This window comes from Sporolactobacillus shoreae (assembly GCF_004684935.1).
Taxonomy (GTDB): domain Bacteria; phylum Bacillota; class Bacilli; order Bacillales; family Sporolactobacillaceae; genus Sporolactobacillus; species Sporolactobacillus shoreae.
This window is the reverse complement of sequence record NZ_SRJD01000019.1, coordinates 21,833-38,907: the sequence shown is the minus strand read 5'-3', so window position 1 is coordinate 38,907 and position 17,075 is coordinate 21,833. Positions and strand designations below refer to the sequence as shown.

At 47.5% G+C, this 17,075-nt stretch carries 16 protein-coding genes; all 16 read left to right on the top strand.

The window, feature by feature from the left end:
* The first annotated feature begins 23 nt into the window (after nt 1-23).
* Nucleotides 24-386 carry a 50S ribosomal protein L7/L12 gene (gene rplL / locus E4665_RS14160; protein ID WP_135349454.1) on the top strand — a complete coding sequence of 121 codons (363 nt, stop codon included), beginning with the start codon at nt 24-26 and terminating at the stop codon, nt 384-386.
* A gap of 107 nt (nt 387-493) precedes the next feature.
* Nucleotides 494-1,090, top strand: coding sequence for a class I SAM-dependent methyltransferase (locus tag E4665_RS14155; RefSeq protein ID WP_135349453.1), 597 nt, complete (start codon nt 494-496; stop codon nt 1,088-1,090).
* Between the two features lie 167 nt (nt 1,091-1,257).
* On the top strand, nt 1,258-4,779 hold the full coding sequence (gene rpoB / locus E4665_RS14150; RefSeq protein WP_135349452.1) for a DNA-directed RNA polymerase subunit beta: 3,522 nt from the start codon (nt 1,258-1,260) through the stop codon (nt 4,777-4,779).
* 98 nt (nt 4,780-4,877) lie between these two features.
* Nucleotides 4,878-8,504, top strand: a complete 3,627-nt coding sequence (gene rpoC, locus E4665_RS14145; protein ID WP_135349451.1) for a DNA-directed RNA polymerase subunit beta' — start codon at nt 4,878-4,880, stop codon at nt 8,502-8,504.
* A gap of 82 nt (nt 8,505-8,586) precedes the next feature.
* Nucleotides 8,587-8,838 carry a 50S ribosomal protein L7ae-like protein gene (locus E4665_RS14140; RefSeq protein WP_135349450.1) on the top strand — a complete coding sequence of 84 codons (252 nt, stop codon included), beginning with the start codon at nt 8,587-8,589 and terminating at the stop codon, nt 8,836-8,838.
* Nucleotides 8,839-8,939: 101 nt separating this feature from the next.
* The gene (rpsL, locus tag E4665_RS14135; RefSeq protein WP_135349449.1) at nt 8,940-9,353 is read left to right on the top strand and encodes a 30S ribosomal protein S12; all 414 of its coding nucleotides are present in this window, start codon (nt 8,940-8,942) and stop codon (nt 9,351-9,353) included.
* A 32-nt stretch (nt 9,354-9,385) separates the two neighbouring features.
* A complete protein-coding gene (gene rpsG / locus E4665_RS14130) occupies nt 9,386-9,856 on the top strand; it encodes a 30S ribosomal protein S7 (protein WP_135349448.1) in 471 nt (156 codons plus the stop codon).
* Nucleotides 9,857-9,888: 32 nt separating this feature from the next.
* Complete coding sequence (fusA, locus tag E4665_RS14125) at nt 9,889-11,967, top strand: elongation factor G (RefSeq protein WP_135349447.1); 2,079 nt, start codon at nt 9,889-9,891, stop codon at nt 11,965-11,967.
* A 139-nt stretch (nt 11,968-12,106) separates the two neighbouring features.
* Nucleotides 12,107-13,294, top strand: a complete 1,188-nt coding sequence (tuf, locus tag E4665_RS14120) for an elongation factor Tu (protein ID WP_135349446.1) — start codon at nt 12,107-12,109, stop codon at nt 13,292-13,294.
* Between the two features lie 328 nt (nt 13,295-13,622).
* Nucleotides 13,623-13,931, top strand: coding sequence for a 30S ribosomal protein S10 (rpsJ, locus tag E4665_RS14115; RefSeq protein WP_010024543.1), 309 nt, complete (start codon nt 13,623-13,625; stop codon nt 13,929-13,931).
* A gap of 31 nt (nt 13,932-13,962) precedes the next feature.
* A complete protein-coding gene (gene rplC, locus E4665_RS14110; protein WP_135349445.1) occupies nt 13,963-14,604 on the top strand; it encodes a 50S ribosomal protein L3 in 642 nt (213 codons plus the stop codon).
* A 17-nt stretch (nt 14,605-14,621) separates the two neighbouring features.
* The gene (rplD, locus tag E4665_RS14105) at nt 14,622-15,245 is read left to right on the top strand and encodes a 50S ribosomal protein L4 (RefSeq protein ID WP_135349444.1); all 624 of its coding nucleotides are present in this window, start codon (nt 14,622-14,624) and stop codon (nt 15,243-15,245) included.
* Nucleotides 15,245-15,535, top strand: a complete 291-nt coding sequence (gene rplW, locus E4665_RS14100) for a 50S ribosomal protein L23 (RefSeq protein ID WP_135349443.1) — start codon at nt 15,245-15,247, stop codon at nt 15,533-15,535. The genes rplD and rplW overlap by 1 nt, the downstream gene beginning before the upstream one ends.
* A gap of 28 nt (nt 15,536-15,563) precedes the next feature.
* On the top strand, nt 15,564-16,394 hold the full coding sequence (gene rplB, locus E4665_RS14095; protein WP_135349442.1) for a 50S ribosomal protein L2: 831 nt from the start codon (nt 15,564-15,566) through the stop codon (nt 16,392-16,394).
* Nucleotides 16,395-16,432: 38 nt separating this feature from the next.
* Nucleotides 16,433-16,714 carry a 30S ribosomal protein S19 gene (rpsS, locus tag E4665_RS14090; RefSeq protein WP_135349441.1) on the top strand — a complete coding sequence of 94 codons (282 nt, stop codon included), beginning with the start codon at nt 16,433-16,435 and terminating at the stop codon, nt 16,712-16,714.
* A gap of 18 nt (nt 16,715-16,732) precedes the next feature.
* Complete coding sequence (rplV, locus tag E4665_RS14085; RefSeq protein WP_135349440.1) at nt 16,733-17,074, top strand: 50S ribosomal protein L22; 342 nt, start codon at nt 16,733-16,735, stop codon at nt 17,072-17,074.
* The last annotated feature ends 1 nt before the right edge of the window (nt 17,075 follow it).

The window sequence follows — 17,075 nt, the reverse complement described above, 5'->3', positions numbered from 1 at the left end:
GAAATTTAAGGAGGATCTATTCAATGACTAAAGAAGATATCATTGGCGCAATCAAAGAGATGTCTGTTCTCGAACTGAACGATCTCGTTAAAGCAATTGAAGATGAATTTGGCGTGACGGCAGCTGCTCAGGTTGCTGCTCCAGCCGGTGCAGGTGCTGTTGCTGAAGAAGAACAGACTGAATTTGATGTTGTTCTTGCAGAAGCTGGCGAACAGAAGATCAAGGTCATCAAGGTTGTCCGCGAAATCACAGGTCTTGGCCTGAAAGATGCAAAGGCACTGGTTGATGGTGCACCAAAGGCTGTTAAGGAAGGCGCCGCTAAAGAAGAAGCCGAAGAAATTAAAGGCAAACTCGAAGAAGTTGGCGCAAAGGTAGAACTGAAATAAGTTCGAGAAAAAGCCCGCGCTTGCGCGGGCTTTTTTATTTCCTGAAACAGTGAAACTCCTATTCGAATCCCGAATGACTATTCCTCTTATTAAGGTGGGTTGTGCAAATGAGTGAACATTATTATTCAGAACATCCCCATGCGGCAAGCGACCGCCAACGGCTGACGGAGGAATTAAGAGGAACGGCTTTTTCGTTTGTGACTGATTCAGGTGTTTTTTCGAAAAAGGGGATTGATTTCGGCTCAAGACTTTTGATTGAAAGCTTTCATGAGCCGGAAATTCCAGGGAAGATACTGGATATGGGATGTGGCTACGGCCCGATTGGCATTTCGCTGGGCAAGGCATTTCCGCACCGCCAGATAACGATGGCGGATATCAATGAACGAGCTGTAGCACTGGCCAGAGAAAATGCGAGAATAAACAGAGTGGATGCCCAAGTGTTTCAAAGTAATCAGTTTGCAAAAGTTGACGGGACATTTGCTGCAATAGTGACAAATCCGCCCATCCGCGCAGGGAAAAAGATCGTCAGTCAGATACTTGCCGAATCCCTTCAGTTTCTCGAAAGCGGAGGTGAACTGTGGGTGGTTATCCAAAAGAAACAGGGCGCTCCGTCCGCACTCACTTTGCTTCAGGAAATATTTAGTCGGGTTGATGTTATCTCACGCAAAAAAGGCTACCATGTTTTTTGTGCAAGAAAAGATTGACATTGAAAATTGACTATGATATTATGTTTTAATGCTAACATTGATATATTTGTAAGTATGGGCTATCCTATTTTTGGGAAAACTAATTAAATAATTTTTGGACTGCGGTAAGCTCAGTGCTCGGTTTGCCGGTTTTTTCAATATGCTTGATTTGAGGGGTGAAATAGTTGACAGGTCAACTCGTACAATACGGACGCCACCGCCAACGCAGGAGCTACGCTCGGATTAAAGAAGTACTGGAACTCCCTAATCTCATTGAAATTCAGACTGCCTCCTACCAATGGTTTTTGGATGAAGGCATCCGGGAGATGTTTCAGGACATTTCCCCGGTGGAAGATTTTACGGGAAATCTGATTTTGGAGTTTGTCGACTATAGTTTGGGAGAACCCAAATACTCGGTTGATGAATCAAAATCGCGTGATGTAACTTATGCGGCACCACTGCGCGTTAAAGTCCGGCTGATTAATAAAGAGACGGGCGAAGTAAAAGAGCAAGAAGTATTTATGGGTGATTTCCCTCTCATGACGGAGGCAGGAACGTTTATTATCAATGGTGCGGAACGTGTCATTGTTTCACAGCTGGTACGTTCGCCTGGCGTTTACTTCAATGAAAGAGTTGATAAAAACGCTAAAAAAGGCTATGGCGCAACGGTTATCCCGAACAGGGGCGCGTGGCTTGAATACGAAACGGATGCTAAAGATGTTGCTTACGTGAGAATTGACCGTACGAGGAAAGTGCCGGTTACGGTTCTTTTGCGTTCTCTCGGCTTTAGCACTGATCAGGAAATCATCGATCTTCTTGGCGATGATGAGTATCTCAGAAATACTTTGGAGAAAGACAACACAGATAGCACAGACAAGGCTTTAGTTGAAATTTACGAACGTCTGCGTCCAGGTGAACCGCCGACTGTCGAAAATGCGAAGAGCCTTCTTGAAGCACGTTTTTTCGATCCGAAACGCTATGATCTGGCAAACGTCGGTCGTTATAAAATGAACAAGAAACTGAACATCAAAAACCGTCTTTTCAATCAGCGCCTCGCTGAAAAGCTGATCGATCCGGAAACAGGGGAAATTGTGGCCAATGAGGGGACTCTGCTTGACCGCCGGACACTCGACCGGCTGCTTCCGATCATTGAAAAAAAGATTGGTTTTGTTGAATATACACCTCGTGATGGCGTGATTGCCGGCCAGAACGTCAGAGTTCAGTCGATCAGCGTCTATTCGCCGCTGGATGAAGACAGGGGCAAAGTGATTAAAGTGATGGGTAATTGCGGCATCGATAAGTCGATCAAGCACATTACCCCGGCCGATATTCTGTCGTCAATGAATTATTTCTTTAATCTAATGCATGGCATTGGGGACACCGATGATATTGACCACCTGGGCAACCGCCGTTTGAGGTCCGTCGGAGAACTTTTACAGAATCAGTTCCGCATTGGGCTTTCCCGTATGGAGCGTGTCATTCGTGAAAGAATGTCCATACAGGATACGAACAGCATTACACCGCAGGCACTGATCAATATCAGACCGGTCATCGCTTCCATTAAGGAATTTTTTGGCAGCTCTCAGCTTTCACAGTTCATGGACCAGACGAACCCGTTGGCTGAGCTGACCCACAAACGCAGGCTTTCTGCACTTGGACCAGGTGGTCTGACGAGAGAGCGCGCCGGAATGGAAGTTCGTGACGTCCACTATTCGCACTATGGCCGCATGTGCCCGATTGAAACGCCTGAAGGTCCGAACATCGGACTGATCAACTCTCTGTCGAGTTATGCGCGTGTCAATAAGTATGGATTTATTGAAACCCCGTACCGCCGCGTCGATCCGGATGCCGGAAAAGTTACAGAACACATTGACTACTTGACCGCGGATGAAGAGGATAATTACGTTGTTGCTCAGGCAAACGCGGAATTGAATGACGACGGGTCATTTAAGGATGATCATATTCTCGCACGTTTCCGTAGTGAGAATCTTGTTGTTCACCGCGACCGCGTGGATTACATGGACGTATCGCCAAAACAGGTTGTGTCGGTTGCTTCGGCATGTATTCCGTTCCTGGCGAACGATGATTCAAACCGTGCGCTGATGGGAGCGAATATGCAGCGCCAGGCCGTTCCGCTACTCAACCCGGAAGCACCGCTTGTCGGAACCGGTATGGAATATGTTTCGGCCCGTGATTCTGGAGCAGCCATCCGTTCAAAGCATCGCGGACGTGTTGAATTCGTGTCTGCAAATAATATAAAGATTCGGACTTTGGAAACAGTTGAAGGCAAAGAGACCGAAGGAGATATTGTTACTTACAAGCTATCTAAGTTTGAACGATCAAACCAGGGTATGTGCTACAATCAGAAGCCTATTGTTGAAAAAGGCATGGTTGTGGACAAGGGCGAGATCATTGCCGATGGCCCGTCTATGGACAAGGGAGAACTTGCGCTCGGTCGTAACGTACTTGTCGGTTTCATGACATGGAACGGTTACAACTATGAAGATGCTGTCATCATGAGTGAGAAGCTGGTCAAAGACGATGTTTATACATCGATCCATATTGAAGAGTATGAATCCGATGCCCGTGATACGAAACTTGGCCCTGAAGATATTACCCGTGATATTCCGAACGTCGGCGATGATGCCCTGAAAAATCTGGATGACCGCGGAATTATCCGTATTGGTGCGGAAGTCCGCGATGGTGACATTCTTGTCGGCAAAGTAACGCCTAAGGGTGTAACGGAACTGACAGCCGAGGAACGTCTGCTTCACGCCATTTTCGGTGAAAAAGCACGTGAGGTTCGTGATACCTCTCTGAAAGTTCCACATGGTGGCGGAGGAATCGTCCACGACGTCAAGATTTTCACCCGTGACGCCGGAGACGAGCTACCTCCGGGTGTCAATGAACTTGTCCGTGTTTATATTGTTCAGAAGAGAAAGATCCATGAAGGCGACAAAATGGCTGGCCGTCACGGTAACAAGGGTGTCATTTCCAAAATCCTTCCGGAAGAGGACATGCCTTTCCTACCGAGTGGACGTCCGCTCGACATCATGCTGAATCCTCTGGGTGTACCTTCGCGAATGAATATCGGGCAAGTGCTGGAACTTCACCTTGGAATGGCAGCCCGCGAACTTGGCATTCACGTTGCGACACCGGTATTTGACGGTGCCCGTGAAGAAGATGTTTGGAGCACGCTGGAAGAAGCTGGACTTTCAAGAGACGGAAAGACAGTTCTGTATGATGGGCGCACCGGAGAACCATTTGACAACCGCGTCTCGGTCGGTGTCATGTACATGATCAAACTGGCACACATGGTTGACGATAAACTGCACGCGCGGTCAACAGGACCGTATTCACTTGTTACGCAGCAGCCTCTTGGAGGCAAGGCACAATTCGGCGGCCAGCGTTTCGGTGAAATGGAAGTCTGGGCATTGGAAGCCTATGGAGCCGCACACACACTTCAGGAAATTCTGACAGTGAAATCGGACGATGTTGTCGGACGCGTAAAGACTTACGAAGCGATTGTCAAGGGTGAAAATGTGCCGGATCCTGGTGTTCCGGAAGCCTTTAAAGTATTGATCAAGGAACTGCAGAGCCTTGGCATGGACGTCAAAGTTTTGGCTGAAGACAAATCAGAGATTGTCATCAAGGAACTTGAAGATGAAGAAGAAACACTGGATGACAGCCTGAACGTACAAGTTTAAGATATTCAGAATCAACCTCTTCTAGTAAACAGCAGCTCGGTGAAACAACTCGGTGGCATAAATGCCAACAGACTGAAAATATAAGGGAGGTTGCCCCCTTGCTGGATGTTAATAAATTTGAATTTATGAAGATTGGATTGGCATCGCCGGATAAAATCCGTTCTTGGTCGCACGGTGAAGTCAAGAAGCCGGAAACGATCAATTACAGGACGCTGAAGCCTGAAAAGGACGGCTTATTTTGTGAACGGATTTTCGGACCGACAAAAGACTGGGAATGTCACTGTGGTAAATACAAACGTGTCCGATATAAGGGCGTTGTCTGTGACCGATGCGGCGTTGAAGTAACCCGTGCAAAGGTCAGAAGAGAGAGAATGGGGCATATTGAACTTGCCGCTCCGGTCTCTCACATCTGGTATTTTAAAGGGATACCAAGCCGAATGGGGCTTCTTCTCGATATGTCACCCCGTGCGCTTGAAGAAGTTATTTACTTTGCGTCTTATGTAGTAACAGAACCAGGAGATACTCCGCTCGAGAAGAAACAGCTTCTTTCTGAAAAAGAATATCGGAGTTATCGTGATAAGTACGGTGCCGCTTTTAAAGCCGGCATGGGCGCGGAGGCAATTAAAAAGCTGCTGCAGGATATTGATCTGGACAAGGAATCACAAACACTTCAGGAAGAACTGAAAAGCGTCCAAGGGCAGCGCAGAACACGGGCGGTTAAACGGCTTGAAGTTGTTGAAGCCTTCCGTGAATCAGGCAACGAACCTTCATGGATGATTCTTGACGTTTTACCTGTTATCCCTCCTGAACTGCGTCCTATGGTGCAGTTGGATGGCGGACGTTTTGCAACGTCCGACCTGAACGACCTTTACCGCCGCGTCATCAACCGCAATAACCGGCTGAAAAGGCTTCTTGAACTGGGAGCGCCAAGCATCATCGTCCAGAATGAAAAGCGTATGCTTCAGGAAGCTGTCGATTCATTGATCGATAACGGCCGTAGAGGCCGCCCGGTAACAGGTCCTGGCAACCGCCCGCTCAAGTCTCTTTCCCATATGCTGAAAGGGAAGCAGGGGCGTTTCCGTCAAAATCTGCTCGGAAAACGTGTCGATTATTCCGGCCGTTCGGTTATTGCCGTTGGCCCGAGCCTTCAGATGTATCAATGCGGACTTCCAAAGGAAATGGCGCTTGAACTGTTTAAGCCGTTTGTTATGAAGGAATTGGTAGGTCGCGGCATTGCCAATAACATTAAGAGTGCAAAACGCAAGGTTGAAAAGGTTAACCCGGAAGTTTGGGGCGTTCTTGAAGATGTGATCAAAGAACATCCTGTTCTTCTCAACCGTGCCCCTACACTGCACCGGCTCGGAATTCAGGCCTTTGAGCCTAGAATTGTTGAAGGGCGTGCCATTCGACTCCATCCTCTTGTCTGCACAGCGTACAACGCTGATTTCGATGGCGACCAGATGGCGGTTCACGTTCCGCTTTCAACGGAAGCACAGGCTGAAGCCAGACTGCTGATGCTCGGTGCCCAAAACATCCTGAACCCGAAAGACGGCAAGCCAATTGTTACGCCTTCACAGGATATGGTGTTGGGGAACTATTACCTGACCCTTGAAAGAAAAGGGGCGGTCGGTGAAGGCAAGGTATTCAAAGATCCAAATGAAGTGATGCTGGCCTATCATAACGGTTATGTCCATTTCCATTCACGGATCGCGATCCCTGCCGTGTCAACACATAATCCGACGTTTACTGAAGAACAAAATGAAAAGTACCTGCTGACAACAGTCGGGAAACTGATTTTCAACCGTATTTTGCCTCCAGCGTTCCCTTATATTAACGAACCGACGGATCACAATCTACAGGTTGCGACACCGGACAAATATTTTGTACCAATGGGTGCGGATATTAAAAAGGAAATTGCATCCCGCGATGAAATTCCTCCCTTCAAGAAGGGGTATCTGGGACACATTATTGCTGAAGTGTTCAAACGGTACAAGGTAACGGAAACTTCCAAATTCCTTGACCGGTTGAAAGCGCTGGGTTTCCAGTATTCAACCAAAGCGGGAATTACGGTAGGTGTCTCTGATGTCATCGTGCTTCCTGAGAAAAAAGAGATTCTGGATAAGGCTGAAGAAGATGTCCAGAAGGTCATGAAACAGTTCCGGCGTGGCTTAATTACTGAAGATGAGCGGTACGAGCGTGTCGTTGGAATCTGGAGTGACGCTAAAGACACAATCCAGTCAAAACTGATGGACTCTTTGGCCAAGACAAACCCGATCTTCATGATGAGTGATTCGGGTGCCCGAGGAAATGCATCGAACTTTACTCAGCTGGCCGGTATGCGTGGACTGATGGCAGATCCTTCAGGCCGAATTATCGAGCTGCCAATTATTTCAAGCTTCCGTGAAGGCCTGACTGTGCTGGAATATTTCATTTCCACTCACGGCGCCCGCAAGGGGCTTGCAGACACGGCGTTGAAGACAGCCAACTCTGGTTATCTGACGCGTCGTCTCGTCGATGTCGCCCAGGATGTTATTGTCAGGGAAGATGATTGCGGCACAGACCGCGGCCTTGTTGTCCGCGCAATCCGTGAAGGTACAGAGGAAATTGAAAGCTTGTATGACCGTCTTGTCGGCCGTACGTCCAACCAGACAATCTATAACCCTGATACGAATGAGCTACTTGTTGAGAGGGACGGACTGATCAATGAGGACACGGCAACCAAAATTGTAAATGCAGGCATTGAAGAAGTAGAGATCCGATCGGTATTCACTTGCGAAACCCGTCACGGCGTATGTAAGAAGTGCTATGGACGCAATCTGGCAACAGGTTCGGAAGTAGAAGTAGGCGAGGCGGTCGGTATTATAGCTGCACAGTCTATCGGCGAACCTGGTACTCAGCTGACCATGCGTACTTTCCATACCGGCGGTGTTGCCGGAGACGATATTACACAAGGTCTCCCGCGTATTCAGGAATTGTTTGAAGCCCGCAATCCTAAAGGTCAGGCAACGATTTCTGAAATCAACGGTATTGTCACTTCTGTCAACGAACTGAAGGACAAACGGGAAGTCACTGTCAAAGGCGAACTTGAAACACGGAGCTATACGATTTCGCTGAGCGCACGCATGAAAGTCGGAGAGGGCAGCGAAATCAAGGCTGGCGAACCCCTGAATGAAGGATCTATTGACCCGAAGGAACTGCTTCATGTTGTTGGGCTTAGAGGGGTTCAGAACTATCTGCTCCGTGAAGTGCAGAAAGTGTACCGGATGCAGGGTGTTGAAATCGGTGATAAGCACGTTGAAGTCATGGTCCGACAGATGATGCGGAAGATCCGTGTCATTGATAACGGAGATACTTCAGTGCTTCCGGGCGCACTCGTTGATATCCACAGATTTAAAGAGGATAACCGTGATGTCCTGCTTCACCGGAAAATGCCAGCAACCGGGCATCCTGTCCTGCTTGGTATTACAAAGGCAGCCCTTGAAACAGAATCCTTCTTGTCTGCCGCTTCTTTCCAGGAAACAACGAGGGTGCTGACTGATGCAGCTATCAAGGGCAAGGTCGACGAACTGATTGGCCTCAAAGAAAATGTGACGATCGGTAAATTGATTCCTGCTGGAACCGGTATGCCAAAATATCGCAATATCGAGATTCTGGCGGCTGAAGATGAAGAAAATAAGACTTTGGAAGAGAAACCTGCCGATGAGCTAATCAATCAGCAGAGCTAATTAGGTGTTGACAATGAAGAATGCCAGGTGCTATTATATCTGAGTGTTCTTGAAGATTTGTTGCTTTGGAGGATGTTGCCTGATGTCTTATGAAAAAGTGACACAAGCAAAGAACGGAATTATTATTGGCACGAAACAGGCGTTGAAAGCTTTGAAGGAAAACCGTATCAAGGAAGTTATCATTGCTGAAGATGCCGATGTTCGTGTAACCAATAAAGTGCTGACACTTGCGGAAGAATTACATGTGCCGGTATACCCTGTCGACTCAATGAAGAAGCTGGGTCAAGCATGCGGCATTGAAGTCGGGGCATCGGCAGTTGCAATAAAAAGATGATGTTTTTGCAAAAGACATTTCTTTTGCAAAAACACTTTTTTGCGCGAAAAAGGAACCGCCTGGATCAGTGGGTTTAGAATTTTGAAAGGAGGAACAGGAATATGCCAACAATCAACCAATTAATTCGTCAGGGACGCAAGTCGAAAATCAAAAAGTCCACATCACCTGCTCTGAACAGGGGATACAATAGCTTCAAAAAAGCACTGACCGATGATTTCGCACCACAGAAACGCGGTGTGTGCACTCGTGTCGGCACACTGACTCCTAAGAAGCCGAACTCAGCGCTCCGTAAGTATGCCCGTGTCCGTCTGTCGAACAACATTGAAGTGAATGCTTATATCCCGGGAATCGGACACAATCTGCAGGAACACAGTGTTGTCCTGATTCGTGGAGGCCGTGTCAAGGACCTTCCTGGTGTGCGTTATCACATCGTTCGTGGCGCTCTCGATACAGCCAGTGTTGTTGACCGTAAGCAGGGTCGCTCAAAATACGGCGCAAAGAAGCCTAAGGAATAAGCAAATAACCGAATAGGGAAGGAGGAGTTATCATGCCTAGAAAAGGACCTGTTGAAAAAAGAGATGTTCTGCCTGATCCGCTGTACAATTCGAAGCTGGTCACACGCCTGATTAACCGTATGATGAAGGACGGCAAAAGAGGCAAATCCCAGACTATACTCTATCAGGCATTTGATTTAATCAAGGAACGCACCAATACGGAACCTATGGAAGTATTCGAACAGGCACTGAAGAATGTTATGCCTGTTCTCGAAGTAAAGGCACGCCGTGTCGGCGGTTCAAACTATCAGGTGCCGGTCGAAGTGCGCCCGGAACGTCGGACGACTTTGGGCTTGCGCTATCTGGTCAATTACTCAAGACTTCGTGGCGAAAAGACCATGGTCGAGAGATTGGCAAACGAAATTATCGATGCTTCGAACAATACCGGAGCGTCCGTAAAGAAACGCGAAGATATGCATAAAATGGCTGAGGCCAACAAGGCTTTTGCTCATTACCGCTGGTAATTGCAATTCACACTGAGGAAGGAGTGAAAACCATGGCAAGAGAATTCTCTCTGGAGAAAACGCGCAACATTGGCATTATGGCTCACATTGATGCCGGCAAGACAACGACAACGGAGCGTATTTTGTTCTATTCCGGACGCATTCACAAAATTGGTGAAACCCATGAAGGGGCTTCACAAATGGACTGGATGGATCAGGAAAAGGAACGCGGTATCACAATCACATCCGCTGCAACAACGGCACAATGGAAAAACCACCGGATTAATATCATCGACACCCCGGGACACGTCGACTTCACTGTTGAAGTTGAGCGTTCACTTCGTGTCCTTGATGGCGCCGTCACAGTTCTTGATGCCCAATCAGGTGTCGAACCTCAGACAGAAACTGTTTGGCGTCAGGCGACCACATACGGTGTACCAAGAATCGTGTTTGTAAACAAAATGGATAAAATCGGTGCCAACTTCCTCTATTCGTGCAAGACTCTGCATGAACGCCTTCAGGCCAATGCTCATCCGATTCAGCTGCCGATGGGCGCTGAAGACAATTACAAGGGCGAAATTGACTTGGTTAATATGCAGGCTTACATCTATGAAGACGATCTGGGATCGATCGTTGAAGCCGAAGAAATTCCGGATGAATATAAGGAACAGGCTGAAGAATACCATGATAAACTTGTCGAAGCCGTTGCCGACGTCGATGATGATATCATGGAGAAATACCTGAATGGCGACGAAGTTTCTGTAGAGGAGCTTAAAGCAGCCATCCGTAAAGCGACTTGCGCTGTTAAATTTTATCCGGTGCTTTGCGGAACAGCCTTTAAAAACAAGGGTGTTCAGCATGTACTCGATGCGGTCATTGATTATCTTCCATCTCCGCTTGACGTACCGCCGATCAAGGGTACACTTCCTGACAACGGTGAAGAAGTCGAACGCGAGGCGGACGATAATGCACCATTCGCTGCGCTGGCTTTTAAAGTCATGACTGACCCCTTTGTCGGAAAACTGACTTTCTTCCGTGTCTATTCGGGTACCGTAGAAGCAGGCTCATATGTTCAGAACTCGACGAAGGATTCGCGTGAACGTCTTGGCCGTATTTTGTTGATGCACGCCAATCACCGGAGCGAAATCAAAAAGGTTTACTCAGGTGATATCGCTGCAGCAGTTGGTTTGAAGAATACGACAACCGGAGACACACTCTGCGATGAAAGCAATTTGATCGTTCTGGAATCAATGGAATTCCCTGATCCGGTTATTCATGTGGCGATTGAACCGAAGTCAAAAGCTGACCAAGATAAGATGGATGTTGCACTCGCCAAATTGGCGGAAGAAGATCCGACTTTCAAGACACATACAGATGAAGAAACTGGCCAGACCATCATCGGTGGTATGGGTGAGCTTCACCTTGATATTATCGTTGACCGTATGCGCCGCGAATTCAAAGTGGAAGCGAACGTCGGTGCGCCGCAGGTTGCCTACCGTGAAACGCTCACAAAACCAGGTCGGGCTGAAGGTAAGTTCATCCGTCAGTCTGGTGGCCACGGCCAGTACGGACATGTGTGGATCGAATTTGAACCGCTTGATGAAGGCGAAGGATTTGTCTTTGAAAACAAGATCGTCGGTGGTGTCGTTCCGCGTGAGTACATTCCAGCAGTTGAAGCCGGCCTGAAAGAATCACTTCAGAACGGTCTGCTGGCGGGTTATCCAATTATCGACGTCAAGGCCAGCCTGGTTGACGGTTCATATCATGATGTTGACTCGAGTGAAATGGCCTTCAAAATTGCGGCATCCATGGCACTGAAATCTGCCAAGAGTGTCTGTGCACCGGTCATTCTCGAACCGATCATGAAGGTTGAAGTCAATATGCCTGATGAGTATCTGGGCGATATCATGGGTGATATCACCAGTCGTCGCGGAAGGGTTGACGGCATGGAAGCCCGTTCGGGTGCCCAGGTTGTTGACGCTCACGTACCTCTGGCCGAAATGTTCGGTTATGCGACATCACTCCGTTCATCAACTCAGGGACGCGGCACATTCACGATGCAGTTTGATCATTACGAACAAGTGCCAAAGAGTGTCGGTGAAGACATTATTAAGAAAGCAACCGGTGAATAATTTTATTTGCTGATTGCCTGATTGTCACACTTTGTTTTTTATTGTAAGCTAAGGGAGATGGCATGTACTTTTGCCAGTTTCCTTACTGCATATAAATCAAAAAAACTTTGCATTGAATTAAAGGAGGATAATAAGATCCATGGCTAAAGAACATTATGAACGCACAAAGCCGCATGTTAACATTGGTACAATCGGCCACGTTGATCACGGCAAAACAACATTGACTGCAGCAATCACTACTGTACTTGCTAAACAAGGCAAAGCACAGGCACGTGCATATGACTCCATTGACGGAGCACCGGAAGAAAGAGAACGTGGGATCACGATTTCAACAGCTCACGTTGAATACGAAACAGATTCCCGTCACTATGCACACGTTGACTGCCCAGGGCACGCTGACTATGTCAAGAACATGATCACCGGTGCAGCACAGATGGACGGCGCTATCCTGGTTGTTTCCGCTGTCGACGGCCCAATGCCTCAGACACGTGAACACATCCTGCTTGCTCATCAGGTCGGTGTTCCTGCGATCATCGTATTCCTGAACAAGACCGACCAGGTTGACGACCCTGAACTTCTTGAACTGGTTGAAATGGAAGTTCGCGACCTTCTGAGTGAATATGATTATCCGGGCGACGATGTACCGGTTATCAAGGGCTCAGCTTTGAAAGCTCTCCAGGGTGACCCTGAAGAAGAGAAACATATTCTTGAATTGATGGACGCTGTTGACAGCTACATCCCGACTCCTGTCCGTGAAAATGACAAGCCGTTCATGATGCCTGTCGAAGACGTTTTCTCGATTACAGGACGTGGAACAGTTGCTACTGGCCGTGTAGAACGCGGAACCGTTAAAATCGGCGACGAAGTTGAAATCCTTGGTCTGGCAGATGCCCCTAAGAAAACGATTGTAACGGGTGTCGAAATGTTCCGCAAAACTCTGGACTATGCTGAAGCCGGCGACAACATCGGCGCACTTCTCCGTGGCGTTGAACGTGAAGGCGTTGAACGTGGTCAGGTTCTTATCAAACCAGGCACCGTTACGGCTCACAAAAAATTCAAGGCTCAGGTTTATGTATTGAAGAAAGAAGAAGGCGGCCGTCACACTCCGTTCTTCACAAACTACCGTCCGCAATTCTATTTCAGGACAACCGACGTAACCGGTACGATTACGCTTCCGGAAGGCACTGAAATGGTAATGCCTGGCGACAACGTCACCATGGATGTTGAACTGATTGCCCCTATCGCAATTGAACAGGGCACGAAGTTCTCTATCCGTGAAGGTGGCCGCACGGTCGGCGCCGGATCTGTTGCCGAAATCGTTGAATGATTTCAAAATAAAACGATAAAAAAAGCGTCTCCTTGTGAGGCGCTTTTTTTATCGTTTTTTTCTCTATAAAAGGCGAATAATAATTATTTGAATTTAACTTTCGGTTGAACTTTAAATTAAAACTCTTTATAATGTATAAGTCACTGAAAAAACGGTCTTCCGCCTTGCTTTCACCATTCAAGTCAGGTATAATAGTGAAGTTGGTTTTGCAGCGATGATGCGGAAGGTTGCGGATACACCCGGCTCCTTTGCCAAGGCGGGATAGACGGAAATTTTCGCGGAGCAAGTCTGTTTTTGAAAAATGGACGAAAAAAGGAGGGAATTTAAGATGGCAAAACAAAAGATTCGCATTCGTCTGAAGGCATATGATCACCGTATTTTAGATCAGTCCGCAGAAAAGATCGTAGAAACGGCAAAACGTTCCGGTGCAAAGGTATCCGGACCGATTCCGCTTCCGACTGAAAAGTCGATCTACACGATTTTACGTGCGGTACACAAATACAAGGACTCACGTGAACAGTTCGAAATGCGCACACACAAGCGTCTGGTCGACATTGTTGAGCCGACACCGCAGACGGTTGATTCTCTGATGAGACTTGATCTTCCGTCCGGTGTTGACATCGAAATCAAGCTATAAATTAATTTAACTTGTATGGGAGGTGTAACGGATGACTAAAGGAATCTTAGGCAAAAAGGTTGGTATGACTCAGATTTTCGCTGAAAACGGAGATGCAATTGCTGTAACAGTTGTTGACGTATCTGATAACGTTGTTCTTCAAAAGAAAGACGTTGAAACAGACGGATATGAAGCTGTCCAGATCGGCTTCGATAAAGCGAAAGCATCACGAATTACCAAACCGGCTCAGGGCCACGCTGATAAGGCAAAGGCAGAACCTAAGCGCTTCATTCAAGAAATCCGTAATGTAAATCTGGCTGACTATGAACTTGGCCAGGAAATAACTGCAGAAACATTCAAAGCAGGAGATATTGTTGATGTAACAGGCACATCAAAGGGTAAAGGCTATCAAGGCCCGATCAAGCGTAACAACCAGTCACGCGGACCTATGGCTCACGGTTCACGCTACCATCGCCGTCCAGGTTCTATGGGCGTTATCGATCCGGCCCACGTATTCAAGGGCAAGAAGCTTGCCGGACGTATGGGCGGAGAAACAGTCACAGTTCAGAATCTGGTTATTGCAAAAGTAGATGCAGAGCGCAAACTGATCCTCATCAGAGGAAATGTACCGGGCGCAAAAAAAAGCTATATCACAATCAAATCTGCTCTCAAAGCAGCAGTAAAAGATAAATAAGAAAGGAGGATACTTCCATGCCAAAATTAACAGTTTTTGATCAAAAAGGTGCTGAAGTCGGAGCAGTTGAACTTTCAGATACGGTCTTCGGCATCGAACCTAATGAACATGTCGTTTACCAGGCCGTTGTGATGCAACAGGCATCTCGGCGCCAGGGAACGCACGCAGTTAAAAATCGTTCTGCAGTACGCGGCGGCGGACGCAAGCCGTGGCGCCAGAAGGGGACCGGTCGTGCACGTCAGGGTTCCATCCGTTCCCCTCAATGGGTAGGCGGAGGTACGGTATTTGGACCGACACCACGCAGCTATGCTTATAAACTTCCTAAAAAGGTTCGGAAACTGGCAATCAGGTCGGTATTATCCGGAAAAGTAGGCGAAAGCGATCTAATCGTTCTCGACAACCTGAAACTGGATGCTCCGAAGACAAAAGATTTTGTTTCAGTTCTGAAGAATCTTTCCGTTACAGAAAAGGCATTGGTTGTAACTAATGAGTTTGATGACACAGTGATTCTTTCCGCACGCAATGTTCCGGGAGTGAAAGTGCTCACGGCAACTCAGGTTAATGTCCTGGATGTCGTCGCATACGACAAACTGATCGTCACCAAGGAAGCCGCCGAAAAGCTTGGGGAGGTGCTTGGATAATGAAAGATCCACGCGATATTATAAAGCGCCCCGTAATGACTGAACGGACGACTGATCAGATGGCTGATAAGAAATACACGTTCGATGTTGAAATTCATGCGAATAAGTCAGAAATCAAGCGTGCAGTTGAAGCCATTTTTGATGTTAAAGTCGTCAAGGTCAACACCATTACCGTCAAAGGAAAGCCGAAACGCTATGGCCGTTACTCGGGGTACACTCAAAAACGTAAGAAAGCAATCGTCACTTTGACACCCGAAAGCAAGGAACTGGATTTCTTATCGGGTAACTAAGTATCACTAAAGAAGGAGGTTACTGATCGTGCCACTTAAAAAGTACAAACCGACATCCAACGGGCGCAGAAATATGAGCTCACTGGATTTCGCTGAAATAACAGCAACAAAACCAGAAAAAAGTTTGCTTCAGTCATTGCCAAACAAAGCTGGCCGCAACAATCAAGGTAAGCTGACTGTTCGCCATCAGGGCGGCGGTCACAAACGCCAGTATCGTATTATTGATTTCAAACGCAACAAGGATGGCGTACCAGGTCGTATTGCCACAATTGAATATGATCCGAACCGTACCGCCAATATCGCACTGGTTCATTATGCCGATGGCGAGAAACGTTACATTCTTGCACCACAAGGCCTCAAAGTAGGCATGCAAATTGAATCAGGTGTTGATGCCGACATCAAAACCGGTAATGCACTTCCGCTAAAAAACATTCCTGTGGGTACAACGGTACACAATATCGAACTGAAACCAGGCAAGGGTGGACAGCTTGTTCGTTCAGCCGGTGCTTCAGCACAGATTCTTGGTAAAGAGGGCAAATACGTTCTTGTCCGTCTTGTATCCGGTGAAGTCAGGATGATTCTTGAAACGTGCCGCGCATCAATCGGACAGGTAGGAAATCTCGAACATGGCCTGGTTTCAATTGGCAAAGCCGGCCGTTCGCGTTGGAAGGGCGTTCGCCCGACAGTCCGTGGTTCAGTAATGAACCCGAACGACCATCCGCATGGTGGTGGTGAAGGTAAAGCTCCTGTCGGACGCAAGTCGCCGATGTCACCATGGGGCAAGCCGACAATGGGTTACAAGACGCGTAAGAAAAAGAACCAGTCAGAACAGTTTATTATCAGACATCGCAAGAAATAATTGCGCGTAGATAATTTATTTTGGAAGGAGGCCTATCAATGAGCCGAAGCCTGAAGAAAGGGCCTTTTGTCGATGATCATCTGATGACAAAGGTTGCCGCTTTAAACGAAAAAGACGAAAAAAGAGTCGTAAAGACCTGGTCACGCCGGTCGACTATTTTCCCTGATTTTATCGGCCATACCATTGCCGTATATGACGGGCGCAAACACGTGCCGGTTTACGTCACGGAAGACATGGTAGGACATAAACTTGGAGAATTTGCCCCGACCAGAACATACCGCGGACATGCATCTTCTGACAAGAAAACGAGCGCTCGCTAAACGAAAGGAGGAACGATGATGCAAGCTAAAGCTGTTGGCAGACAAATTCGTATTGCTCCTCGTAAGGCACGTCTTGTAATTGATCTTATCAGGGGCAAGGAAGTCGGATATGCGCTGGCTGTCCTGAAAAACACTCAGAGAGCAGCGTCCCCGATTATCGAAAAAGTACTCAAATCTGCAGTTGCAAATGCAGAACATAATTATGATATGGATACCGATGACCTGTATGTTGAAAAAGCATATGTGGACGAAGGAGCAACACTCAAGCGTTTCCGTCCCCGTGCGAAGGGCAGCGCAAGCAAAATTAATAAGCGCACAAGCCACATTACGATTATCGTATCGGAAAAGAAGGAGGGATAAT